This is a genomic window from Streptomyces sp. NPDC051738, assembly GCF_044453205.1.
Classification (GTDB): Bacteria; Actinomycetota; Actinomycetes; order Streptomycetales; family Streptomycetaceae; genus Streptomyces.
In genome coordinates this window covers 464,801-488,038 of the sequence record NZ_JBITCM010000001.1, presented here as the reverse complement: position 1 = coordinate 488,038, position 23,238 = coordinate 464,801, and the positions used below count along the sequence as shown (strand labels likewise).

Genomic DNA, 23,238 nt, shown 5'->3' with positions numbered 1-23,238 from the left:
TCGGTGAGCTCACGGACGCTGTGGTCAAGGGTTTGTCACTCCCTCGGCCACGATCTGTCAGCGGCGGTCAGTACAGGGCCTTGTAGCCCTGCCACCCAATGGCGATCCCGCTGCGAGGACCGAAGGAGCCCTTGCCGTCGCCGTTGTTGCGCCACAGCTTGCCGGAGGTGTCGCGGGAGACGAGGTCCGTCCTCCCGTCCCCGGTGATGTCGCCGACGCCCACCACGACGTTGTAGGAGGCACCCCAGTTGTCGGCCACCTTGACCCGCGCCCTGAACCCGCCGGTCGCCGTGCCCACATACCGCCACAGCCTGTTCGACGTGTCCTGCGCCAGCAGGTCTCCGTACCCGTCACCGGTGAGGTCGCCGACGCCGATGATCTTCTTGTAACCGGACCACTTGGAGAAGATCTTCACTCGTGCCGAGAGCTTTCCGCTGCTTGTGGCCTTGTACAGGTAGATGTCACCGGTGGACGCCTGGCGGGCGATCAGGTCCGCCCGGTCATCACCGGTGATGTCGCCCGGTGAGGTCAGCACGTTGTACTGGTTCCAGCCCGAAGTGCCCAGTGTGGTGTACGGCGTGGATGTCGTCAGGGCTTTGCCGCACCCCGGGCGGTACGCCCGCAGTGCGCCGCTGCTGAACCGCACGAGCACGTCATTGCAGCGGTCACCGTTCAGGTCTCCGAACGGCACCACAGTGATCGAGGCCGGCCATCCCGAAGCCGAGGTCTTCGTCGAGAACTTCCCGGCGCCGTCGCCGCGATGGAAGGAGAGTGCGCCCTGGGAAGTGAGCGTGAGCAGGTCATCGATGCCGTCCGACCCGACATGGTCGCGTCTCACCGCGGCACCACCGGTCAGCTTCAGCGTGCCGGACGCCGTCGCCGACGCACCGAGCTTGTCGGCCGGGGCCGCCGTCAGCGTCCAGCTGTACGTGCCGTTCGGCACATACGCGCCCGTCGACGTCCTGCCGTTCCAGGACGTACGGACCGCGTCGTGCGTGGCGCCACCGGACAGGGTGCGCACGGTGGCCCCGGTCGCCTTGCTCTGGACGGGACCGCTCTCCGAGTCCGTGAGTGGTGGGTGGGCCGAGGCTGCGACAGAGAACCCGGGTTGCACGCGCCGCACCCGTGATGCGGACTTCAGGGACTTCGGTCAGCATCACCGCCGCTGTACACACAACGACGTTCAGACTTGCGGAGGGACAGCAGGCTGAGGTCTCCTGACGCGGAGAGGTGCCGGCCCAAACTGTGAATCCCCAGGTCAAGCCAGGCTTCCGAGACTGGGGGCGTTGCGCGTACGGCTGCCGTCCGGAACCGGTGCCCTCTGCGTGCCCAATATTCTGGCGTCTGACGGGCCGGAACTTGCTGGACAACCGTCGGGAAAACACAAACCCCTGGCCGCTGGCCTGGGGTTTCATCCTGGAGCGGGTGACGAGAATCGAACTCGCGCTCTCAGCTTGGGAAGCGATGGTGCTTGGGTGGGCTCTATGGCTCTGACCTGCGCAGATGCCTTCTCTCTGGGATGAAGGTGGTGTCGGATCCCACCGCTGTTGACCGTGGTTGTCCGCTCTCTTGGGCACACTATGGGCACGACACCGTGCACAGGGACTCAGCCTTGGGCCTGAACAGGCGAGCGTGACGGCGTTATTCCGGACCCCCCGAACGGCTCGCCAAGGCGCGACAGGTGCCGGGGGCGGGATTTCCATGGAAGACATGTCCCGACTCGACAGTGCATGCCCGCGCCCCCTTCGCTCCGCCGCGGCACTGGGCCTGGTAGCGGCACTGGCCGTCGGCTGTACCGGGTCCGATGCCGACACCACCGTCGCCGGGCGTGCGGCCGTCGGGACGTCGCCGCTGCCCACCGTCCCACCCGCCCAGCCACCGCCACAGCTCACCCGGGCGGAGGTCGAGGCCGCGGTGAGCAAGCTGGACGAGGTCGTACGGGATGCCATGCGCCGCACCGGTGTGCCCGGTGTCGCCGTGGGCGTGGTGCACGACGACGAGGTGCTGTATGTGAAGGGGTTCGGCGTGCGGAAGGCAGGCACGAAGGACGAGGTCGGAGCGGACACCGTCTTCCAGCTCGCCTCGGTCTCCAAGCCCCTTGCCTCCACCGTGGTCGCCGCGGCCGTGGGCGAGAAGACCGTCGGCTGGGACGACCCGGTCGTCGACCACAGCTCCGGCTTCGCGCTGAAGGACCCGTGGGTCACCGGCCATGTCACGCTGGCCGACCTGTTCGCGCATCGCAGCGGACTGCCCGACCACGCCGGAGACCTCCTGGAGGACCTCGGCTACGACCGCTCGTACATCCTGGACCACCTCCGCTACGAACCGTCGGCCCCCTTCCGTGCCCACTACGCGTACACCAACTTCGGACTGACCGAAGCCGGAGTCGCCGCCGCGCGAGCAGCGGGGACCAGCTGGGAGAAGCTGTCCGCCGAGAAGCTGTACCGGCCACTCGGCATGGACTCCACCAGCTCTTCCTTCGCCGACTACGAGAAGGCGGACAACAAGGCCGCCTTGCATGTGAAGACCGGTGACACCTGGCGTGCCGAGCATGTGCGCGACGCGGACGCCCAGAGCCCGGCGGGCGGGGCCAGCTCCACGGCCGAGGACATGACGAAGTGGCTGCGCCTGCAACTGGGCAACGGCACATTCGAGGGGCGGCAAGTCGTCGACGCCGACGCGCTGGAGCAGACCCACCTGCCGCGCATGGTCTCCGAGCCGCCGCACGCGCCCGCGGGCAGGTCCGGGTTCTACGGGCTCGGCTGGAACGTGAGCTACGACGACCAGGGCAGGCTGAAGCTCGGCCACTCCGGCGGCTTCGCGCTGGGGGCGGCCACCAACGTCGCGTTGTTGCCCTCGGAGAAGCTCGGCATCGTCGTCCTGACCAACGGCGAGCCCATCGGCGTGCCCGAGGCGATCGCGTCCACGTTCCTCGACACCGCGCAGACGGGCGGGCCGACCGTCGACTGGCTGACGTTCCTCGGGCCGATCTTCAAGCAATCCCTGCACGGGGAACAATCGCCGGTCGACTACAGCAAGCCTCCGGCCTCGCCCGCACCCGCCAAGGCGAACAGCGCCTACACCGGAACGTACGCCAATGATTACTACGGCCCGATGACCGTCAGCGCCCAGGGGGACGAACTCACCATGCAACTTGGGCCCAAGAAGCAACGGTTCTCCTTGCGCCACTACGACGGTGACACCTTCAGCTACCGCACCACCGGCGAAATGGCCGTCGGCCTGTCCGGCGTGACCTTCACCGTCGGGTCCGGCGCACGCGCCAACAGGGTCCGGGTCGAGAACCTCGACACGACCGGTCTCGGCACCTTCACGAGGAACGACTAGAGCCTGCGGGCAAGGCCGGCCGGATACGGCGCAGGAGGTCGCGTTGCCGAGCGTCGCCTGCATCCGCTCCAGCATGATCTAGGCAACAAACAAACCCCAGGCCGCCGACCTGGGGTTTCAAAGTGGAGCGGGTGACGAGAATCGAACTCGCGCTCTCAGCTTGGCAAGCGACGGCGCTTGGGTCGGATCCACGCCTCTGACCTGCACAGTTACCTTTCTCGCGGCTCATCGAACGAGGCTGATCGCACCGTCGTTGACCGTGGTTTACCGGTCTTGTGGGCACGCTGTGGGCACGGCGCTCGGCGACGGGTAGGTGCCGCACTGAAGTGGCCCACCTTTGGCATGGGGTCGTCCGTGCCAGGGCCGACTGCGCGGAGCCGTTGTGTGTGCACATGGATGGCTGGACCCTTCTGGGGAGTCACCCGCCCTCGCCCGCGAGGCGGAGCTTGCTGGTGAAGCCGCCCCGGGAGCGTCCGAGACCCTCGTCGGGGCGGTGCCGCCGGGGCGTGCGTCTTTTCCCGGCACCCTCGGGGTCTTCTTGCGTGCCGCGGCCGCGTGCTGGTGAGCCCCGGCAGGTGGTGGAATCCACGGGCACCATGGACCAGTCAATGCGGCCCTCCGCGTCGGTGTCGGTCGGGACGGCCGCGAAGAGCCTGTCCCAGGTGCCGTCTGCCGACCAGCATCTGTGCCTCTCGTAAACGGTCTTCCACTTCCCGAAACGTGCAGAAAGTGCAGGCAGATCCCTCAACGGCACCCCGGTCCATTCCGATGCAGAATCAAGTTGATGACCCTGCGGTGGCTGGCCCACCGACCGTCGCGCAGCCCGGCCTTCGGCAGATGCACCTGCAGCCGGGCCCTCTCTTCATTCACGAGATCTCCCCGGACCTCGGCCCGAGCGCACCCGCCGATGCGGCGGGGTTCGGCTTGACGCTTGAGCTTGCGTCGGGAAACTGATCGGTTTACTCTTCTGGAAACCGATCGGTTTCTCATTCTCCGGGGAGAGTCATGACTGTTTTGAAGGGCGCGAACGTCTTCGTCACCGGCGGCAGCCGCGGCATAGGCAAGGCCCTGGTGGAAGAGCTGTACGCGCGCGGTGCCGGCAAGGTCTACGCCACGGCCCGCGATCCGCGCAGCGTGACGCACCCGGACGCGGTCCCGGTGGCGCTGGAGGTTACCGACCCGGCCTCCGTGGCGGCCGCCGCCGCACAGGCGCAGGACGTCACCGTGTTGATCAACAACGCCGGTGCCTCGGTCGGCGCGTCCTTCCTCGACTCCCCGATTGACGACGTACGCCGGGAGTTCGAGACCAACTTCTACGGCCCGCTCCTCGTGGCCCGCGCCTTCGTGCCGATCATCGAGCGCAACGGCGGCGGCCACCTCCTCAATGTGCACTCCGTGCTGTCCTGGATCGCGCTCGGCGGCTCCTACAGCGCCTCCAAGGCCGCCCTGTGGTCGCAGACCAACTCCCTGCGCCTCGAACTCCAGCCGCGCGGCATCGCCGTCACCGGACTGCATGTCGGCTACGTCGACACGGACCTCGCGGCCGGCGTGGAGGCGCCCAAGTCCGACCCCCGTGATGTCGCCTCCCTCGCCCTCGACGGCGTCGAGACCGGCGCCCACGAGGTGCTCGCCGACGAGATCTCCCGGCAGGTCAAGGCGGGTCTGGCCGGCGACCTGGCAGGGCTGTACCCCCAGCTCGCCAAGTAGGGAAGCGTCCTCAGATTCCCGCGACCTCGGTCTTCACGTCATCGTCAACAACAATGAGAGGGTATTAGTAATGAGCGCGAATTCGCGGAAGAAGAAGTTTTACGCCCTGAATATGTTTGACGTGGTCGACTTGGAGAAATACCTTGCGTATTTCAGTCGCTTGCCCGAAGCGGCTCCGCAATATGGTGGTCGAATGGTGGCGTTTGGCCGTTTCCGGGACAACGTAGCTGGTGACCTCGCGCCACGGCAGGTTCTGTTCCTCGTTGAATGGGAGTCCGAAGAAGCGTTCAACAGCTTCCGAGACGATCCGGACCTTGCCGACTTGCATCCGCTGCGGGAGAGCGGGACGGCTTCCTATATCTGGCAGACGTTCGATGGTTCCGATATGAGTGACCCCGCCGATGTTTCGCTCGACGATGTACTGGCGGTGCTCAAGCCCTAGCCTCGATCGTTCGTGAGGGCCCGCCGACGGAGTCGGCGGGCCCTTTCGCGGAGGTTGCTGGTCGGCCGGTGGTGGCGCGGCTGTTCGGAAAGCCTGGGCAGCGCCTGTGTGTCAGCCGGCCAGCTGGTTCATCTTGCGGATCTGCTTGTCGAAGACCGCGGCGGGAGCGAGGCGGCGCAGTACGCGTGCGCGTCCGGCCAGGGGGCCGGCGGTGTAGCGCAGCTTCGGCTTCGTGTCGGTCGCTGCCGCGACGATCGCCTTGGCGACGACGGCGGGGGCGTCGCCGCTCCTGACCGCTTCCGCCATCACGCGGTCGACGGTCTGCCGCTGCTTCGCGTACGCGTGCAGGGGGGTGTCGGGCTTCGCGCTGTTGGCCTCGAATCCGGTCTTGGTGTAGGCAGGTTCGACGATGAGTGCCCGGACGCCGTGGTCACGGATCTCGTGGTCCAGGGACTCGGTGTAGCCCTCGATCGCGTGCTTGGAGGCGGCGTAGGCGGCCATGTAGGGCTGGGGCAGGAACCCGAGCACGGACGAGATGTTGATGATGCGCCCGCGTCGCTGAGCGCGCATGTGCGGCAGGACTTCGTTCACCATGCGCATGACCCCGAAGACATTGGTGTCGAAGACGGCCTGGGCTTGCTCGACGGAGGTTTCCTCCGCCGCACCCATCGAGCCGACGCCGGCGTTGTTGACCAGGACGTCGATCCGCCCGAACCGCTCGCTCACTTCCTGGACCGTTGCGGCGACCGAGGCGTCACTGGCGACGTCGAGTCCGAGGAACGTCACGCCGTCGAGCGGGGTGACGCGTGAGGTGTCACGGCTTGTGCCGACCACGTTGAATCCGGCTGCGACCAGGGCGAGCGCGGTTTCCTTCCCGATGCCGGAGGAGGCGCCCGTCACGAGGGCCACCGGCCGATCTGTCGTCATCATGGACTCCCGCACTTACTCGAAACCGATCGGTTTCCCCTAAGATAAACCGATCGGTTTCCGCGTGCAAGTTCAAGCAGGGAGAATGACGTCATGGGCAGGATCAGTGCGCTGGAGAGGCGTGAGAGCGTCATCCGCGCGGCGATCGCCGAGTTCGCGCGCACGGGCTACCGCGGCACCTCCACCGCCGCGATCGCCGAGCGGGTCGGCGTCACGCAGCCGTATCTCTTCCGGCTCTCCCGGACAAGAAGGCGATCTTCGTCGCCGCTCTGGTGCGGAGCGCGGAAGACGCTCGCTTGGCTTTCGAGAGGGCGGCCGCCGAGGTGCAGGGCGATGACCTGATCGGTGAGGTCGTCCGGGCCGGCTGGATGAGTATCTGGGAAACCGTGCACCTGTCGCTGGGCGCTGATGCCGACAAGACCGCAAGCTTCTTCGCTTGCGGCATGCTCGGCAACACGCTTACGGCCATCGGGCTTCCGGTGGGTGCCGGGAGGTGAGGGAGTCTTCTGGGCGGCGATGCGTCAGTGCACGCCTGCCGCGTCGAGCAGGGTCGTCACGGTGGGCGCGACGAGCCCGGTCAGGTTGTCGGCCTGAATTCCCGCGCGGGCGCTCGCGCCGTCGAAGACCAGGCTGAGCTGCCGGGCCAGCAGATCCGGATCGCCCGCCCCGCCCTGCTCGGCCTCGGCGCGGAAGAAGGCCGTCAGATTCGCCTTGACTTGGTGGGCCACGCGGCTCGCCGGGTGACTCTGGTCCTTGAGCTCGACCTGCACGGCCAGATACCGGCAGCCCCGGAACTCGGGCGCCCCTGCCTGCGATTCCACCTGCTCGAAAACGTGCAGGATCCGCTCGCGGGGTGACCGGCCGTCGTCCATCGCAGGCAGGAGAGTCGCAACGTAGGCGGAGGCGCGCTCCTTCAGGCTCACTGCCAGGAGTTCGTCCTTGCTCTCGAACAGCTGGTACATGGAGCGCTTCGACACCCCCGCCGCCTTGCACAGCGCCTCGACGCCGATGCTGACGCCGTCTCGGTAGGTGAGCGTGGCCGCCGCCTCCAGCAGGCGCTCCCTGGGGCTCAGTTTCACTTCGGTGCTCATGCCGTGAGGTTAGCCTGGAGCAGACGAATGGAAACCGATCAGTTTCCGGAGGCTCCCGGCAGAGGCTCGGCGACGGCCCGGGGGAAGGGTCGTCGCCGAGCCATGATGGTGTGCGCGCCTGGCGTCCCCGTCAGGGCGACGCACACCGGGGCCGCTCCGGGTAATGGCCCGTCTTGGGTGACCTGCCGTCATTTCGCCGGGGGGTGCCAGCCACCGGTGACTTCCTTGACGGGCTTGTGGGGGAAGCGGCGCCGGGCGTACTCCTGCGCGTGGGAGCCCGGCAGGACGTACAGGGTTTCCTTCTTGTCCTGAAGCGGCCGCAGCACGGTGTCCATGAACGACTTGCGGTCGTCCAGGTACGGGCCCAGAACCTCCTCGCCGGCGGGGCAGACGGCGAGGCAGTAGCCGGACTTGTAGCCGGGGGGTGAGGACAGGCTCTGCCACATGGAGGCGCTCTCGGAGTCGGTGACCCGGGAGCGGTAGTCGGCGGCGTCCTCGCTGTCGGCCACGGTCTGCGCCCAGTCGGTGAACCCGCTCATGAACTCGCGGTAGTTGTGCGTGGTGCAGGCCAGTGCGTCGAAGGCGCCGTCCTTGGCGATGGCGCCGACCGGACAGGCGGCGACGCACAACTTGCAGTCGATGCAGGGGTTGTAGTTCAGCGCCTGCCCGTACTCGCTCACCTCCGCGTCCACCAGGACGGTCACGAGCAGGACAAAGCTGCCGAACCTCGGGTGGATGACGTTACGGTGCAGGCCCATCACACCGAGGCCGGCCGCCACGGCCACCGTCTTGTGCGCCACCACCCAGATCCGCTCACTGGGGAAGCGGTCCATCTCCTGAGGGAAGCCGACCGACGGGTTGAGGGCGCGGTAACCGGCGTCCTGGAGGGCCTGGGTGACGCTGCGGGCGGCGTGGTTGGCCTGTTCGTCGGTCTGGTGGAACTCCTGGTTGGCCACGCTGCGGGCGGGGGAGCGGCAGTTGTCGCGGTTCATCCGGACCGCCATCGCGATCAGGCTGCGGGTGCCGGGCAGCGCGGCCTGTGCGTGCTCGCGCTCACCGGCCAGGTCGGGGTGGTCCAGGCTGACCGCGGCGGCGTCGTCCGCGCCGGCCGCCAGACACAGCTCGCGCAGCCAGGCCGCGTCGATCACCGCGGGCGGGCGGGCCACGTCACCGGCCCTGCGCTGGGCGAGTACGGCCCGTACCGACGGGTGGGCCGCCAGCTTCGCCGGAAGCGGGGGATGGGTGGGTTGCCCCTCGGCGTCGCGCGCGACAGTCATCCGTGCTCCTAGGGATGCGGGTACGAGGCTCGCCACCACGGGCGAAAACCGATCAGTTTCACCACCGTAAACCGATCGGTTTCCGTTCGCAAGCCCAAGCGGTCCCCTTCGGGCCGTCGATCAGGTTCCTCGCGGGCGTCGGCGATCGATCGTCAGGCGATCAGGGCTCGGCCCGCGAGTCAGGCCGGGTGCTGGCACTCGGCTGGCAACGGGCGTGGGAGCCCATGGGGGTTGCTCGGTCGTCGGGGGTCGGCTGCGATTCGCCGAGCGCATCGCTCGCCGGAGCTGCGCGTCACGCCATGCGTCAGCGCATGTCCGCCGCATCGAGCAGGGCGGTCACGGTGGGGGTGATGAGCCCGGCCTGCGTGTCGGCTTTGATTCCCGCACGGGCGCTGGCGCCGTCGAAGACCAGGATCAGCTGCCGGGCCAGCAGGTCCGGGTCGCTCGCCCCGCCCTGCTCGGCCTCGGCACGGAAGAAGGCTGTCAGGTTCTCCTTGACCCGATGGGCCACCCGGCTCGCGGGGTGGTTCGGGTCCTTGAGCTCGATCTGCACGACGAGGTAGCGGCAGCCCTGGAAGTCGGGTGCACCCGCCTGTGCTTCCGCCTGCTCGAAGACGTGCAGGATCCGCTCGCGGGGTGGACGGTTGTCGTCCGTCGCGGGAAGGAGTGTCGTCACATAGGCGGAGGCGCGTTCCTCCAAGCTCGCCGCCAGCAGTTCGCCTTTGCTCTCGAACAGCTTGTACATGGAGCGCTTGGACACCCCCGCCGCTTTGCACAGCGTGTCGACGCCGATGTTGACACCGTCTCGGTAGGTGAGCGTGGCCGCTGCCTCCAGCAGTCGCTCTCGGGAGCTTGGCATTGCTTCGGTGGTCATATTGCGAGGTTAACTCGATTCCGGCCCATTGGAAACCGATCGGTTTACGGTGCTGGTCGGGGTGCGCTACGGCACCGCCCACGGCCGAGTCGGTTCGGCGCCGCCGCCGTAGTCTCCAGAATGGTCGGTGTGTCTCACCGGCCTCGGAAGCTCAGCCCACATCGTGCGTGCCCTTGACCAGCGATGATCGGTCTGCTGAGGACGGAACGCACGGGACCGTCTCGGAGATGCCCCTGTCCTGCGCTGAGTTGTGCCTGGAGGGCACCAATCAGCGCAGGACATTTCTCGCCACGGTGGATTCAGGCTCAGTGGGCGATCACAGGCTCGCCCTCCGACGGCGCCAGAGCTGCATTCGGCATCAGAAACGCCGTGAGCACCGCACCGACCACGAAGATCCCGGCGCCCCACGCCAGGGTGGCCGTGTAGCTCTCGACCCCGGCCTGCGCCACGGTCAGCGCGCCGGGCTTGTGCGAGGACAGGTAGTCGGTCGCGGCCGATGAGGCCACGGTGGTCAGCAGCGCCGTGCTGATCGAGCCGCCCACCTGCTGACTGGTGTTGATCAGCGCCGAGGCGACGCCCGCGTCCTCGTGGTGCACGCCTGCGGTCGCACCCTGGAACGAGGTGGTCATCACCGCACCGATACCGAGGCCCAGCAGGATCATGCCCGGCATGATGTCGGCGACGTAGCCGCTGTTCAGCGTGAGCCGGGTCAGCAGGGCCATGCCGGACGCGGAGACCAGGAAGCCTGCGCTGACCACGACCTTCGGGCCGACCTTGGGCAACAGCAGCGAAGGCACCGTGGTCGACGAGGCGACGATGCCCCCGACCATCGGCAGGAAAGACAGACCGGCCTCGATCGGCGAGTAGCCGATGCTGGCCTCCAGGTAGTAGGTCAGGAACAGGAAGATCGAGAACATCCCCATGCCCAGGACGAACACGGCCAGGAACGAACCACCTCGGGTCCGGTCCAGCACGACTCGCAGCGGCAGCAGCGGATGCGCGACCCTGAGCTCCAGCCAGGCGAATACCGCGAGCAGCACCACGCCGCTGATCACGGAGCCGAGGGCGACCGGGTCGGTCCAACTGGTGGATTCGACGTGCGCGAACCCGTAGACGATGCCGAACAGCGCGGCGCTCACCACGACGGTGCCAGGGATGTCGATCTTGGGCCGCTCAGTGAGCGCGGGCTTGGCCAGCAACAGCAGCGCACCGGCCAGCGCGACGCCCGCGAAAATGACGTTCACGTACATCACCCAACGCCACGACGCCCATTCGGTCAGCATGCCGCCGAGCAGGAGTCCGACCGCGGCGCCCGCACCGGACAACGCACTGAAGATGCCGAAGGCTTTCGGCCTTTCGGCCGGGTCGGTGAAGGTCACGCTGAGCAGTGAGAGCGCCGCGGGCGCGAGCAGCGCAGCGAAGAGGCCCTGGGCCACGCGTGCCGCGACGAGTATGTCGAAGCTACCGGCCGCGCCGCCGACGACGGATGCAGCCGCGAAACCGATCAGGCCGGTCACGAAGGTCGTACGTCGGCCGAACAGGTCACCGAGTCGGCCCCCGAGCAGCAGCAGGCTGCCGAACGCCAGGGCGTACCCCGTGATGACCCACTGCCGGCTGCCGTCACTGAAACCGAGGTCATGTTGCGCTTCGGGTAGTGCGATGTTCACGACGGTCGCGTCGAGCGTGACCATGAGCTGTGCCACGCCCAGCACGACGAGCACCCACCAGCGCACGGCATGCGAGCCGCGGCGGCCCGAGTCTGTTTTCCCGGAGGCGGGCGCTCCGCGGTCGAAGGTGGTACTCACTTTTCCCCTTAGTCGCTGGTCATGGGCCGACTCGGTCATCGGAAACCGATCTGTTTCCACTCAGGAAAACAGATCGGTTTCCTAGGTGCAAGTGAACGGGTCGCTTCTGGGTCGACGGGGCTGCCTCGCCGGCGACTGGTTGTTCGGCGTCGACAAACTTGTGCCGCACTTTCAAGACCGCAGGACGCCCGGGCGTACTTGGCCGGTGGGTCGGCGGGGGTGACCTCGTCTTCGGTGGCGTGGTGGCCATGGGCGCGGCCGCCGGGCCAAGCGGGTGCTCAAGTTCTCCGCGGCGGCCGTCGCGATCCGCGACCTGGAGATGGCCGTACCCGACGGCCGCAGATCCAGCACATCGACCTCAAGCTCCAACGGGGCTTGGACGACGCCGACATCGACCAGGCCGGACAGGCAGGTGGAGAGCTCGTCATCCCAGGTGTCCACGGGGTGCGGAACGCCCCGGTGGAGCCGGGGGCCTGCCGGGCTTGCGCCTGGAAACCGATCGGTTTACCTTAGTGGAAACTGATCGGTTTCTCATTCTCCGGTGAGAGTCATGACCGTTTTGGTAGTCCCCTCACACACAAGGAGTCGGCGAGATGCCCAGCCAAGAGTCACGTCCCACGATTCACATTTCGGGGACCACCAGCCGCACCATTGCCCCGCGCGCGGGATCCGGCGGCCGCGGGGGAACGCTGCGCTACCTCAAGGCGGGCACCGGCGCCCCCCTGGTCCTGCTGCACACCGTGCGCACCCAGGCCGAGCACTTCCGCCACCTCATCCCGCTGATCGCGGACCGGTACACCGTGTACGCCCTCGACCTGCCGGGGATGGGCTACTCCGAGATCGTGCCCGGGGCGTCGTACGACGAGCCCGCGATGCGTGCGGGCGTCGAGCGGCTGCTGACCGAACTCGACCTGAATGACGTGACGTTGGTCGGGGAGTCCATGGGGGCGGTGCTCGCCCTGACCACCGCGGCTGAGCTGCCGGAGCGGGTACGACACGTCGTCGCGGTGAACACCTACGACTTCCCCGGCGGCATCGCCCGGTCGAGCCTCCTCGCCCGCGTGGTGGTCGGCGGAGTCCTCGCCCCCGGAGTGGGCCCGGTGATCGCGGGGGTGGAGCCCAAGCCCGCCCTCCGCAAGATCCTTCAGGGCGGCCTCGGCGACAAGAGCGCACTGCGCGAGGACTACGTGGACGAGCTCCTCCAGGTGGGCAGCCGCCCCGGCTACCCGACCGTCGCCCGGGCCGTGTACCAGGCCCTGCCCAGCCTCATCGCGGCCCGCCCGCGTTACCCCGAGATCAAGGCGCCCATCCACCTCGTCTACGGCGAAAAGGACTGGTCCCGCCCCTCGGACCGGGAAGCCAACAAGCAACTGCTTCCGGCCGCCGACTTCACACAGGTCCCCAACGCAGGCCACTTCATCGCCCTTGAGCGCCCCGACGTGCTGGCCGACCTTCTGAACGCGGTGGCCTGACCCCCGGGACCACTGACCCAAGGAGCAGTGCATGGCGGAGATCCAGATCGAGGCCGACGTTCCGGCGCGGATGCGTGATGGCACGGTGCTGCGCGCGGATGTCTACCGGCCCGGCGGCGCGGGACCGTGGCCGGTGTTGCTGAGCCGGCTGCCGTACGGCAAGCAGACACCCGTGATGACCGTCATGCTCGATCCGCCGGCGGCTGCCCGGCGCGGGTTCATGGTGGTCATCCAGGACACCCGCGGCCGGTTCGCCTCCGAGGGGGTGGGAGCCGTTCACGTACGAGGAGAGCGACGGCTACGACACCGTACGGTGGGCCGCCGCCCCCCGGCTCAAGCGGTTCGGTCGGCATGATCGGCGGCAGCTATTTCGGCAACACCCAGTGGATGGCGGCGCTGTCGAAGCCGCCGGAGCTGAAGGCCATCGCACCGATGATCACGTGGTCCGATCCGGACGACGGGCTGTGACGCGCGGCGGCGCGATCGAACTCGGGCTCACCGTCCCCTGGTCCCTCCAGTAGGGTGCCGACACCCTGATGCGCCGTCACGGCCTCGACCTCGACGGGCTCGTGAGTGGCATCACCGGGCTCATTCAGGATTTCGACGGCCTGGCGAACGGCGGTTACGGGGAGCTGCCCGCCGGGCGGTTTCCCGGGTTCGCCCGGCACGACCTGCCCGAGCTCGGCTACGTTCCGGCCTGCCAATAAGCGGCGGGATTGTCGGCCGATCCGTTGCGTCGTGGGCGACTTAGGGCACGCGGAGGGCACGCAACCCTTAATTGGACTAGACAACAAACGAACCCCAGGTCACTGACCTGGGGTTTCATCATGGAGCGGGTGACGAGAATCGAACTCGCGCTCTCAGCTTGGGAAGCGACGGCGCTTGGGTGGGTTCTATGGCTCTGACCAGCGCAGTTACCTGATCTTGGGGTGGTCGTGTGGGTTAGATCGCACCGCTGTTGACCGTGATTTTCCGTCCTTACGGGCACGCTGTGGGCACGACTCCCGAGAGAGTGGTCTCGGGTTGGGGCCACGGGCCTCGGGAGGATTCCGCGTTCCGGTGTCTCGAACCCAGGACCGCCGTGGTTGCGGATGCGTATGTGTGCCGGCCTCCGGTTCTCTCGCCTATTGCGAGCTGTTGCTTCCAATGTCCCGCCGAGTACCGGTCTCAGCCGTGCCCGCAGCCGGTGCACCGGTAGCGGCCCTGTTCGGCGGACGGGACAGGTTCGAACAGCAGCACGTTCTCGCACACAGCTCAGTCACGGGAAAGAGCGAGCCGGGCTGAGGCCGGGAACCGGAAGAAGGGCCGGAGCCCATGGGCGGTTTCTAGGGATCGGCCCTCCATCATGCGCACATCGATCAGGCGGCGACGGACGCGGCCTCGCCGTGGATCAGACCGATGACCTCGACCAGCTGCGCGGCGACCTCGGCATCGTCGGAGGGGTGCGTCTCGGCGAAACGGACCACGGAACCGGCGATGGACGGCTTGGCGTCCTCCAGCACCCTGGCGCCGACGATGCCCGCGGCCTTGCGGGTCGCGTTCTGCGCCCAGACGCCGCCGAACTGGCCGCGCTCAACGAGTGATCGGGCGCTCCCGCGTGCCTTCCGGGAGCAGGGAGTGTTCCTGGCCTGTCACTCAGTAGGGCTCGGAGTCTCCGGTGTCGGGAGCAGGCGTCGCAGCAGGGACTCCTCCAGTTCGATCAGGACGTCTTCGCTGCCGGCGACGGGGCTCGGCAGGGTGCGCCACAGGACGAGCTGGCCGTGCAGGGCGGTCCACAGGTGGATGCCCAAGTCCTGCGCCTCCGCCCGACGGTCGGGGGCTGCTTCGGTGAGGTAGGCGTCGGCCGTATCGGTCCACGCCTGGAGCACGGTGCCGATGGGGTGGTCGGCGGAGGGATGGTGCTCGGGCTCGTATTCCAGGCTGAACATCAGTCGGTAGCGGCGGGGCTTGTCGATGGCGAACCTGCGGTAGGCCGTGACGGTGGCCCGCGCGCGCGCCCACGGGTCCGCGCCTGCGGCGGCGGCCGACTCGCCGGCCTCGCTCATCGCGACGGCCAGTGCGCGGTAGGTGGCGTCGAGGACGGTGGAGACCAGGTCGGCCTTGTCCTTGAAGTGCCGGTAGACGCTGGGCGCGGAGATGCCGACCTCGCGGGCGACTCCGCGCAGGGAGAGCGCGTCCTCGCGGCCCGTCTCCTCCAGGATGCGGGTCGCCGCGTCGAGGATCTCCTGCCGCAGCCGCTCGCCCTCGCCCCGCACATTGGGTACCCGCTTGACCTGCGACTTCATGGCCCCCTCCTCGCTGCCGGCAGCAGCCTACCGACCCTCGGTGCACTCCGCCTCCGGCAGTCGGCGCTTCGTCAGGTCCGATGCCGGCTCCCGATCCCTCGATTAACAGTGTTAGTCTAACAATGCTTCGACTAACGGCGTTAACCGATGGTGGAAAGGCACAGCCATGACCTCATTGCCGAACGTCCCCGCGTTCACGCTCACCCGCCCGCAGGACGCTCCCCTGGCCCCCCCGCCGCTGTATGAGCGGCTGCGTGAGGAACAGCCCGTCACGCGTGTCTCCCTGTGGGAGGGGCGCCTCACTCCGTGGCTGGTGACCCGCTGGGAGGACGCCCGGGCGGTACTGGGCAGCCCGGCGTTCAGCACCGACCCGACGCACCCCGGCGCACCCAACTTCAAGGAAGACGAGCAGCCGGCCCCGCGCGGCTTCTTCCAGAACTACGACGACCCCATCCACGCGACGATGCGGCGCACCCTGACCCGCGAGTTCATGATCAAGCGCATCGACACGCTGCGCCCGGCCATCGCCCGCCTGACCGACGAACTCCTCACCGACCTGACCGAGCTGAGCGGCCCCGCCGACTTCGTGGAGCACTTCGCGCTGCCGCTTCCCTCCCTGGTCATCTGCGAACTGCTCGGCGTCCCCTACGAGGAACACCCGTTCTTCCAGGAGCAGTCGAAGACCCTCGTAGACCTGAATGCCACGGGAGAGGAGGCCGCCCGGGCGTTCGCCAACCTCGGCGAGTATCTGCTGCGCCTCGTGCAGACCAAGCGCGCCACCCCCGGCGACGACGTGGTCACCCGGCTCGCCGCACAGGTGGACGAGGGCGTCATCACCGACCAGGACGCCGCCGACCTGAGCGCCTTCCTGCTGTTCGCCGGGCATGAGACGACGGCGAACATGATCGCGCTGAGCACCATCACCCTCCTCAACCACCCCGACCAGATCCCGCACATCCTCGGCGGACCGGACCAGGTCGCGAGCGCGGTGGAGGAACTCCTGCGCTACCTGTCCATCGTGCACGGCGGACTGCGCCGCACCGCCATCGACGACGTCACCATCGGCGGCGTGACCATCCACGCGGGCGAGGGCGTGATCATTCCCGTCCACGTCGCCAACCGCGACCCGGAGTTCTTCACGAACCCCGACGACCTGGACCTGGAGCGTGCAGGCGTCCGCCAGCACCTGGCCTTCGGCTACGGCATCCACCAGTGCCTCGGCCAGCCGCTGGCCCGCGCCGAACTTCAGATCGTCCTGCCCGAGGTCTTCCGCCGGCTTCCCGACCTGAAGATCGCCGTACCGATGGAGGAGATCGCCTTCAAGCAGGCCACCGCCGTCTACGGAGTCCGCGAACTGCCCGTCACCTGGTGACCGCAACCCCCCGATCCCCCCACCGAGAGCAGGGAAGAAACATCATGCATGTAGAAGTCGACGTCCCCAAGTGCGTCGCGTCGGGCCAGTGCGTACTGCTCGCCCCCGACGTCTTCGACCAGCGGGACGAGGACGGCATGGTCGTCCTCCTCGACGACACCCCGCCAGCCGAACTCCACGACGCCGTCCGCGAATCCGCCACCGTCTGCCCGGCGGCCGCCATCCGCCTGGAGGAGTCGTGAGCGCGACCACGACCAGCCGCGTGGTCATCGTCGGCGCCTCCGCGGCCGGCCTCGCCGCCGCCGAAACCCTCCGCCGGGAGGGCCACACCGGCCCCCTCACCCTCATCGGCGACGAACCCGCCGCCCCCTACGACCGCCCGCCCCTGTCGAAGGAGATCCTCTCCGGCGCCTGGCCCCCCGACCGACTGCCCCTGCGGACTCCGGCCGACCTCGACGCCCTTGACCTGGACGCCCGCTACGGCCGCGAGGCCATAGGCGCGAGTGTCGCCGAGGGCACCGTGCTGCTGGCCGACGGTACAGAGGTGCCGTACGACGGACTGATCGTGGCCACCGGAGTGCGCCCCCGGCGCCTGCCCGGCACACCGGCCCACGTCCTGCGCACCCTGGACGACGCCGTCGCCCTGAAGGACCGCCTCGGCCCCGGCCGCACACTGGCCGTGGTCGGCGCCGGATTCCTCGGCGCCGAGGCCGCGTCGGTGGCGGCCGGCCTGGGCACCCAGGTGACCCTCCTGGAACCCGCGCCCGTCCCGCTGGCCCATGCGGTCGGCGAGGACGTCGGCCGCATGCTCGCCCAGGCCCACCTCGACCACGGCGTGGACCTGCGCACCGGGACCGGGGTCAGCGAGGTCGTCCCCGGCGGCGTACGCCTCGACGACGGCAGCGTGGTCGAGGCCGACACGGTGTTGGTGGCCGTCGGTTCCCGGCCCAACACCGAGTGGCTGACCGGCAGCGGCCTCACCCTCGACGACGGGCTGGTCTGCGACGAGTTCTGCGCCGCCGCACCCGGCGTGTACGGCGCGGGCGACGTGGCCCGCTGGCACAACCCGCTCTTCGGCACGTCGATGCGCATCGAGCACCGTACGAACGCCGCCGAACAGGGCATGGCCGCCGCCCGCAACCTCCTGGGCGTCCAGCGGCCCTTCGCGCCCGTCCCCTACTTCTGGTCCGACCAGTACGACATGAAGATCCGCGCCTACGGCTACCTGCGCGGCCACGACGAGATGCGGATCGCCGAAGGCAGCCTGGAAGAACGCAAGTTCACCGCCGTCTACCGCACCGGCGACCGTCTCACCGGCGTCCTGGCAGTCGGCATGCCGCCCAAGACCACCCGCCCCTGGCAGCAGGCCATCGCCGCTAGCACCCCCTGGCGCCAGGCGACATCCCTCCTGGAAGGAGCGGCAGCATGACTGACACCACCGACTTCGAGGGACGGGGCGTCGTCGTCACCGGCGCCGGGTCCGGCATCGGACGCGCTTCCGCGCTGCGGTTCGCGAGCCTGGGGGCCCAAGTTCTTGTCGCGGACATCAATCCCGTCGGCGCCGAGGCCGTCGCCAAGGAGATAGAGGCGAACGGCGGCACCGCCCGCACGGTCGTCGGCGACCTCAGCGACCAGGGCACGGTCGACGAGGTCATCACCACCGCCGTCGAGTCCTTCGGCGACCTCGGCGTGCTCGTCAACAACGCCGGAATCATGGACACCATGACCGCAACCGCCGACGTGAGCGACGCGGAATGGGAGCGAGTCATACGGATCAACCTCACCGCTCCGTTCCTGCTCACCCGCGCCGCCCTGCCCCACATGCTGGCCCGCGGCAACGGCGCCATCGTCAACACGGCCTCGGAGGCGGCTCTGCGCGGCAGCGCCGCCGGCACCGCGTACACCGTCTCCAAGCACGGGATCATCGGCCTGACGAAGTCGACCGCGGTCATGTACCGGGACCGCGGCATCCGCGTCAACGCCATCGCCCCCGGCGGAACCCGGACCCACATCACCGACACCGTCACGTTCGACGGCGACGGCGCCTCGATCGTAGGCCGCTACCGGGAGAACGTGGGCCGCTTGGCCGCGGCGGAGGAAGTCGCCGCGGCCATCGTGTTCCTCTCCTCGGACGCGGCGAGCAACATCAGCGGCGCCGTGCTCCCCGTCGACAACGGCTGGTCGGCCGTCTGACCCAGCCACCCATGCGGTGCCCGGCCCGCGCATCGGGGACCGGACACCGCATGCCCATGCCCTGTGAGACCGCTTCCCAAGGGGCGAGCGGATCCTCGTGCGGGCGCGGACGCGGCACAGGACGGAGTGCACGTCCCGCTGCGGGCACGGTCCGGCCGTGTGCGCGGCCCTCACGAGCCGACGGGGCCGATGTCCCGGCGGAGCGTCTGCACGTCAGAGTTGCGGGTGCAGCCGCTGGAGGCGCTCGGCCTCGACAGCGGGACCGACGCCTGCCCGGCCGCAGGCAGGTTCAGCTCGGGTCCGTGCTCAGGTCGAGCGCCGGGGTGATCATCGCGAAAGCCTGGTCGACCAGCTCGTCCATGGCCTTGGTGCCGTCGCTGTCCACCCAGCGGCGCAGCCCGGTCTGGAACGCGGTGAGGGCGACACCGGCGGCAAGTGCGGGGCTCAGGTCGGCGTCGGGCTCCACTCCGGCGCGTCGGGCGAGGATGCCGGCCATCTCGGCCTGCCACTGCGACTGCCGGCGCTGTCACGTTGTTGGGTGGGTAGGGCCTGACGGTGTGACGATGCACAGTGCCCACTCGTTGACCGTGTCCGGTTCGGCGGCGTCTGGGCGCAGAACGCGACCCGCAAGGCCGCGGGCATCGCCGGCGCCCGGGTGCTGGAGGACGTCAAGCTGTCCATCGCCGGTTCCGTGGTCCGTTTCGCACAGACGCACCCCTCCGACGACGCCGAGGTCGCCACGCAGCTGGTCGAGGTCATCGGTCGGATCCACGGCGAGGCCGCGTCCGTCGCCGCCTGATCGATGTACGCATGATCGAGGGCCGAAGCCGCATAGGCTCCGGCCCTTCTTCCGGTTCCCGGCCTCAGCTCGCTCGCTCCTTCCGTTCCCCGGTCTCAGCCCAGCTCGGCCGCGCGCCGCACCGCCGTGGCCACGAACTGCTCGATCCAGGCCGCCTGCTCACCCGTGCGCGGACGCAGCATCACCGTCTCATGCCGAACTTGGCGTAGCCCTCGATGTCCCGGACGAACGCCTCGACGACGTTCTCGACCGGAGCGTCGCCCATGCAGATCGGAGTCGAACATCTCCGGCACGTGCTCGGCCGCGGTCGTCCATGGACAGGAAGGAACTCGCCACAAGACCAGGCTCGGCGGATTCCTGCGCGACGCGAGTAGTACGCCTTCGATTCCCGCGCCGGCCGGATCACCGAAGTCCGCGACTGCTACACCTTCACGCCGCTCTGCGCCGACGGCCGGTCCCAGGTCGAGCTCGAGAACTTCGACTGCGGCGCCTGCCGGGGCTACCGCCCGTCCTGCCCGGTGCATCGCCCGCATGCGGACGCCGAGTACGCCAGGAGCGGTGGTGCACAGGCCACCGGCTGCACAGTGACTCGCCGACAAAGCAGGCCGCTGCAGGAGCCGGCACCCGCGGTCGGCCGTTCTCGGGCCGAGGCCGCACACCTGGGGTCAGTGTGCGGCCCCTTGATGGTTGGCTCGCCGGAAGGACGGACTCAGCCAGCCAGTGCGTGGAAGCCGCGTTGGAAGTAGACGGTCGCCGGGTCCTGTCCGAGTCGGACGTCGTGCACGCGTCCCACCAGGATGGTGTGGTCGCCGGAGACGTGACGGTCGTATGCGGAGACGTGCAGGCGCGCCGACGCGTCGGGTAGGTAGGGCACGCCCTCGGGGTCGAGGTGGAACTCGTCGCCGGCGAACTTGTCCGCGCCGCGGGTCGCGAACCGGCGGGCGAGCGGTTGGTGGCCGTCGTTGAGGATGTTGATGGTCCAGTGCGTGGAGCGCTCGAACACCTGGTGGCACTCGGCGGTCCGGGACAGGCACACCAGGACGAGCGGCGGTTCGGCCGAGACCGAGGAGAAGGCGCTCGCGGTGAACCCCCAGGGGCGTCCGTCCTCATCCACCGTGGTCACGATGGTGACGCCGCTGGGAAAAGAGGCCATGGCCTCCCGGAAGCGTCCGGCGAGTTCGAGGTCGTCGGGTGCGGTCACGGGAGTTTCCCTTCTTGTACCGCGCTGGGCGAGGCGGTCATTGCCGGCGAGCCTGTCAGACACGGACGTAGACCTCCATGCCGGGGACTTCTCCGGCCAGGTGGTAGCCGCCGACGAAGTACTGTGCCGCATCGACCTTGGGGTCGTGCTGGGAGAAGGTGCGGATGTTGCGCCAGAAACGGTCGATGTTGTACTTGGCGGCGGCGCTGCGGGTCCCGGTGAGGTCGACGATCCCGGACGCGACCTCGACGGCGATGCTGGTCGCGGCGGTCTTGGCGGAGAGCGCGTCGATCATGAGCTGGGCGATCTCGGTTTTGTCGTCGGCGTTCTCCACGGCACGGACGAGTTCCATCAGCAGGGCTCGGGCCGCGTCCAGCTTGATGCGGAACTCGCCTATGCGCCGGCGGACGAACGGGTCGGTCTGGATCGAGTCGTAGATCTTCACGGTGGGAGTGGTGGAGGCCCTGACGTAGTCGATCGCCGCGTCCAGTGCCCCGTAGGCAGGGCCGAGAACGATGATCGCCTGGCCGGCCTGTGCCACGGGGAACAGTAGGGGGTCGCGCGTGGCCTGGACGGTGTACCAGCCGTCGGGGACGAAGACGTCGTCGTAGGTGATGCGCTGGCTCTGAGTGCCGCGCATGCCCATGACGTCCCAGTCGCCGTGGAGGCGAACGGCCAGGGCATCGAGCGGGATCAGGGCGGTGACCAGGGACGTCGAGCCCTCCAGTTGGGCGGAGACGCTCGCGTAGCCCTCGGCCGCGCTGCCGCTGTTGCTGTTGAAGGACTTGGTGCCCTTGACCAGCACGCCGCCGTCGACCTTGCGCGCGGTGGTCGGGCCGGTGGCGACACCGGTCTCGGAGGCGGACGCGACGAAGCGGAACCTCCGGCCGGTGGCGATGTCCTCTGCCACCTGACGCTTGGTCGCTTCGGGAAGATCGCTGCTGAAGAGCTCGGCCAGGACAACGGAGCCGACGACGGTGTTGAGCAGGACGGCGGCGTCTCCTCGACCGATAGACAGATAGATCTTGTACAGGGCCTCCAGGCCGAACGCGACGCTGCCGTCGCTGTACCCGCCGTATGCGGCCGGGACCTGCAGACGCCAGAAGCCGGCTTCATTGAGCAGCTTCATCGCCTCCGTCGGGTCCTCACTCAGGCTGTCCGAGCGGTTGCCGATTTCAGCCAGCCGGGGAACGAGTTCCGCAGCTTTGTCAACAAGCTCCTGAATTTCACTGTCCGTGATTTTCGATTTCTGTCCCATGGCTTTCTCCTCAGAACGGCGGCACCGGGAAATTCCTCGTGTTGACCGCGCCATGAGCATCACGGTATGAGTGACTATCCATAGAAGCAAATAGTCCATTTGCTTACGTGCTATAGAATGCTTCTATGGGTCACGTGAGGAGAAACCGATGAACCTGCGCCAGTACGAATACGCCTTGGCCGTGGCCGAAGAGGGCTCTGTCACTGCGGCCGCCGCCCGGCTCGGCGTCGCCCAGCCCACGGTCTCCCATCAGGTCGCGGCGCTGGAGAAGGATCTCGGCGTCCGCATCTTCACCCGGATCCCGCGCGGAGTCGCGGTGACCGTCGCCGGGCGGGCCTTCCTCAAAGAGGCCGAGATCGCCGTGAGCGCCGCCCGCCGAGCCCGCGCCGCGGCACGTGCCAGCGGAGGCGATCTGACGGGCGAAATCCTCGTGGTCGCCTCAACCGGCCTGGCGACCAACCAGCTTGCCGCCGCCCTGGGAGAGTTGCGGTGCATCCATCCGCGCCTTCATGTGACTCTCGTGGAAGAACCCACGCCGGTGGAGATGGAACACCTCGACCACCTGGGTACGGTCGATCTGGTGCTGTACCACCACCTCGCACCCGAGTGCGGCTACGACGTCCACGAACTGGGCGAGGAGCCGTATGCCGTGATCCTTCCTCCCCAACACCCCCTGCACCGGGCAGACTCCGTACGACTGGAGGACCTGGCCGGCGAGGGCTGGGTGCGGTTCACCCGTGGCGGCCTCCTGGACGAACAGATCGGCCAGGTTCTCAGGCGCGTCGGGATCACTCCCTCGACCGTGGCACGCGCCTCTCAGATCGCCACGGCGGTACAACTGGTCGCGCATGGCCTGGGTGTGACCATGGTCCCCGCCTCCACCGTCCCGCCCCCCTATACCCAGCTGGCCAGGCCGCTGGCCCCCGCCCTCTCCGAACGGGTCCTGGTCGGCGTGCGTCACGACCCGGGGCCAGCCGAAACCGCCCTGCTGGACCTCCTTCGCCAACAGGACTGGTCAACGCCCGCTGCCTTCAGCAGCGCGCGGGCCCTTGCCGCCTCCTCGGCGTGACGCCGACCGGGCTTCCGTGCGCCGCTGAGGAAGTGTCTTGTCGTGGCGGGTGGCCAGCCTCCGCCCTTCCTTGAGCTTGTTGATGGCGCGCTCGACTGTGTTGCGGTCTTTGTAGAGCGTG

The 23,238-nt window shown here is 68.5% G+C and carries 21 protein-coding genes and 5 pseudogenes; 14 read left to right on the top strand and 12 right to left on the bottom strand.

Features of this window, described 5'->3' with window-relative positions:
• Positions 1 to 67 precede the first annotated feature (67 nt).
• On the bottom strand, positions 68 to 1,021 hold the full coding sequence (locus ACIA8X_RS02145; RefSeq protein ID WP_399457578.1) for an FG-GAP repeat domain-containing protein: 954 nt from the start codon (positions 1,019 to 1,021) through the stop codon (positions 68 to 70).
• Positions 1,022 to 1,710: 689 nt separating this feature from the next.
• Here ACIA8X_RS02145 and ACIA8X_RS02140 point away from each other — a divergent pair.
• Positions 1,711 to 3,345 carry a serine hydrolase gene (locus ACIA8X_RS02140; RefSeq protein WP_399457577.1) on the top strand — a complete coding sequence of 545 codons (1,635 nt, stop codon included), beginning with the start codon at positions 1,711 to 1,713 and terminating at the stop codon, positions 3,343 to 3,345.
• Positions 3,346 to 3,766: 421 nt separating this feature from the next.
• Here the strand turns inward: ACIA8X_RS02140 and ACIA8X_RS02135 are convergent.
• Positions 3,767 to 4,254: pseudogene (locus tag ACIA8X_RS02135) on the bottom strand (transposase); the annotation flags it as partial.
• 96 nt (positions 4,255 to 4,350) lie between these two features.
• On the opposite strand from ACIA8X_RS02135, the gene ACIA8X_RS02130 reads away from it, so the two are divergent.
• The gene (locus ACIA8X_RS02130) at positions 4,351 to 5,052 is read left to right on the top strand and encodes an SDR family oxidoreductase (RefSeq protein WP_393454700.1); all 702 of its coding nucleotides are present in this window, start codon (positions 4,351 to 4,353) and stop codon (positions 5,050 to 5,052) included.
• Positions 5,053 to 5,122: 70 nt separating this feature from the next.
• On the top strand, positions 5,123 to 5,494 hold the full coding sequence (locus ACIA8X_RS02125) for a DUF1330 domain-containing protein (RefSeq protein ID WP_393454703.1): 372 nt from the start codon (positions 5,123 to 5,125) through the stop codon (positions 5,492 to 5,494).
• A gap of 111 nt (positions 5,495 to 5,605) precedes the next feature.
• Here ACIA8X_RS02125 and ACIA8X_RS02120 read toward each other — a convergent pair whose 3' ends face one another.
• On the bottom strand, positions 5,606 to 6,421 hold the full coding sequence (locus ACIA8X_RS02120; protein WP_393454779.1) for an oxidoreductase: 816 nt from the start codon (positions 6,419 to 6,421) through the stop codon (positions 5,606 to 5,608).
• Between the two features lie 93 nt (positions 6,422 to 6,514).
• Between ACIA8X_RS02120 and ACIA8X_RS02115 the strand changes: the two are divergent.
• Positions 6,515 to 6,918: pseudogene (locus tag ACIA8X_RS02115) on the top strand (TetR/AcrR family transcriptional regulator).
• Between the two features lie 24 nt (positions 6,919 to 6,942).
• On the opposite strand, the gene ACIA8X_RS02110 reads toward ACIA8X_RS02115, so the two are convergent.
• From ACIA8X_RS02110 to ACIA8X_RS02095, 4 genes are all read right to left on the bottom strand, one after another.
• Positions 6,943 to 7,512 carry a TetR/AcrR family transcriptional regulator gene (locus ACIA8X_RS02110; protein WP_393454706.1) on the bottom strand — a complete coding sequence of 190 codons (570 nt, stop codon included), beginning with the start codon at positions 7,510 to 7,512 and terminating at the stop codon, positions 6,943 to 6,945.
• Positions 7,513 to 7,700: 188 nt separating this feature from the next.
• Positions 7,701 to 8,789, bottom strand: a complete 1,089-nt coding sequence (locus ACIA8X_RS02105; RefSeq protein ID WP_393454709.1) for a 4Fe-4S binding protein — start codon at positions 8,787 to 8,789, stop codon at positions 7,701 to 7,703.
• A 304-nt stretch (positions 8,790 to 9,093) separates the two neighbouring features.
• Positions 9,094 to 9,663, bottom strand: coding sequence for a TetR/AcrR family transcriptional regulator (locus ACIA8X_RS02100; RefSeq protein ID WP_393454712.1), 570 nt, complete (start codon positions 9,661 to 9,663; stop codon positions 9,094 to 9,096).
• 305 nt (positions 9,664 to 9,968) lie between these two features.
• On the bottom strand, positions 9,969 to 11,507 hold the full coding sequence (locus ACIA8X_RS02095; RefSeq protein ID WP_399457576.1) for an MFS transporter: 1,539 nt from the start codon (positions 11,505 to 11,507) through the stop codon (positions 9,969 to 9,971).
• Between the two features lie 554 nt (positions 11,508 to 12,061).
• On the opposite strand from ACIA8X_RS02095, the gene ACIA8X_RS02090 reads away from it, so the two are divergent.
• The 4 genes from ACIA8X_RS02090 to ACIA8X_RS02075 all read left to right on the top strand — a co-directional run bounded on the left by ACIA8X_RS02090 (position 12,062) and on the right by ACIA8X_RS02075 (position 13,647).
• On the top strand, positions 12,062 to 12,940 hold the full coding sequence (locus ACIA8X_RS02090; protein WP_399457575.1) for an alpha/beta fold hydrolase: 879 nt from the start codon (positions 12,062 to 12,064) through the stop codon (positions 12,938 to 12,940).
• 31 nt (positions 12,941 to 12,971) lie between these two features.
• On the top strand, positions 12,972 to 13,295 hold the full coding sequence (locus ACIA8X_RS02085) for a CocE/NonD family hydrolase (protein ID WP_399457574.1): 324 nt from the start codon (positions 12,972 to 12,974) through the stop codon (positions 13,293 to 13,295).
• Complete coding sequence (locus tag ACIA8X_RS02080; RefSeq protein ID WP_399457573.1) at positions 13,292 to 13,408, top strand: CocE/NonD family hydrolase; 117 nt, start codon at positions 13,292 to 13,294, stop codon at positions 13,406 to 13,408. Before ACIA8X_RS02085 ends, ACIA8X_RS02080 begins: the two co-directional genes overlap by 4 nt.
• A 68-nt stretch (positions 13,409 to 13,476) precedes the next feature.
• Positions 13,477 to 13,647: a hypothetical protein gene (locus ACIA8X_RS02075; protein WP_393454727.1), complete on the top strand. Its 171-nt coding sequence runs from the start codon at positions 13,477 to 13,479 to the stop codon at positions 13,645 to 13,647.
• A 651-nt stretch (positions 13,648 to 14,298) separates the two neighbouring features.
• Here the strand turns inward: ACIA8X_RS02075 and ACIA8X_RS02070 are convergent.
• Together ACIA8X_RS02070 and ACIA8X_RS02065 are read right to left on the bottom strand one after the other, a co-directional pair.
• Positions 14,299 to 14,508, bottom strand: a pseudogene (locus ACIA8X_RS02070) (FMN reductase); the annotation flags it as partial.
• 63 nt (positions 14,509 to 14,571) lie between these two features.
• Positions 14,572 to 15,225, bottom strand: coding sequence for a TetR/AcrR family transcriptional regulator (locus tag ACIA8X_RS02065; protein WP_393454730.1), 654 nt, complete (start codon positions 15,223 to 15,225; stop codon positions 14,572 to 14,574).
• 166 nt (positions 15,226 to 15,391) lie between these two features.
• On the opposite strand from ACIA8X_RS02065, the gene ACIA8X_RS02060 reads away from it, so the two are divergent.
• Genes ACIA8X_RS02060 through ACIA8X_RS02045 form a run of 4 tightly spaced genes read left to right on the top strand, consistent with a single transcriptional unit; the run spans position 15,392 to position 18,790 of the window.
• Positions 15,392 to 16,597 carry a cytochrome P450 gene (locus ACIA8X_RS02060; protein ID WP_393454733.1) on the top strand — a complete coding sequence of 402 codons (1,206 nt, stop codon included), beginning with the start codon at positions 15,392 to 15,394 and terminating at the stop codon, positions 16,595 to 16,597.
• Between the two features lie 44 nt (positions 16,598 to 16,641).
• Entirely contained in the window at positions 16,642 to 16,839 is a 198-nt protein-coding gene (locus ACIA8X_RS02055) for a ferredoxin (RefSeq protein WP_004003374.1), read from the top strand.
• Positions 16,836 to 18,026 (top strand): NAD(P)/FAD-dependent oxidoreductase, encoded by a 1,191-nt coding sequence (locus ACIA8X_RS02050; RefSeq protein WP_393454736.1) that lies wholly within the window; start codon positions 16,836 to 16,838, stop codon positions 18,024 to 18,026. The genes ACIA8X_RS02055 and ACIA8X_RS02050 overlap by 4 nt, the downstream gene beginning before the upstream one ends.
• On the top strand, positions 18,023 to 18,790 hold the full coding sequence (locus ACIA8X_RS02045) for an SDR family NAD(P)-dependent oxidoreductase (RefSeq protein ID WP_399457572.1): 768 nt from the start codon (positions 18,023 to 18,025) through the stop codon (positions 18,788 to 18,790). The genes ACIA8X_RS02050 and ACIA8X_RS02045 overlap by 4 nt, the downstream gene beginning before the upstream one ends.
• A 289-nt stretch (positions 18,791 to 19,079) precedes the next feature.
• Here ACIA8X_RS02045 and ACIA8X_RS02040 read toward each other — a convergent pair.
• Positions 19,080 to 19,298, bottom strand: a pseudogene (locus tag ACIA8X_RS02040) (TetR family transcriptional regulator); the annotation flags it as partial.
• A gap of 84 nt (positions 19,299 to 19,382) precedes the next feature.
• Here ACIA8X_RS02040 and ACIA8X_RS02035 point away from each other — a divergent pair.
• Positions 19,383 to 19,589, top strand: a pseudogene (locus tag ACIA8X_RS02035) (FMN reductase); the annotation flags it as partial.
• Between the two features lie 709 nt (positions 19,590 to 20,298).
• On the opposite strand, the gene ACIA8X_RS02030 reads toward ACIA8X_RS02035, so the two are convergent.
• Complete coding sequence (locus ACIA8X_RS02030) at positions 20,299 to 20,790, bottom strand: flavin reductase family protein (RefSeq protein WP_393454742.1); 492 nt, start codon at positions 20,788 to 20,790, stop codon at positions 20,299 to 20,301.
• A 55-nt stretch (positions 20,791 to 20,845) separates the two neighbouring features.
• Positions 20,846 to 21,919 (bottom strand): acyl-CoA dehydrogenase family protein, encoded by a 1,074-nt coding sequence (locus ACIA8X_RS02025; RefSeq protein WP_393454745.1) that lies wholly within the window; start codon positions 21,917 to 21,919, stop codon positions 20,846 to 20,848.
• Positions 21,920 to 22,196: 277 nt separating this feature from the next.
• Between ACIA8X_RS02025 and ACIA8X_RS02020 the strand changes: the two genes are divergently transcribed.
• The gene (locus tag ACIA8X_RS02020; RefSeq protein ID WP_393450005.1) at positions 22,197 to 23,117 is read left to right on the top strand and encodes a LysR family transcriptional regulator; all 921 of its coding nucleotides are present in this window, start codon (positions 22,197 to 22,199) and stop codon (positions 23,115 to 23,117) included.
• The last annotated feature ends 121 nt before the right edge of the window (positions 23,118 to 23,238 follow it).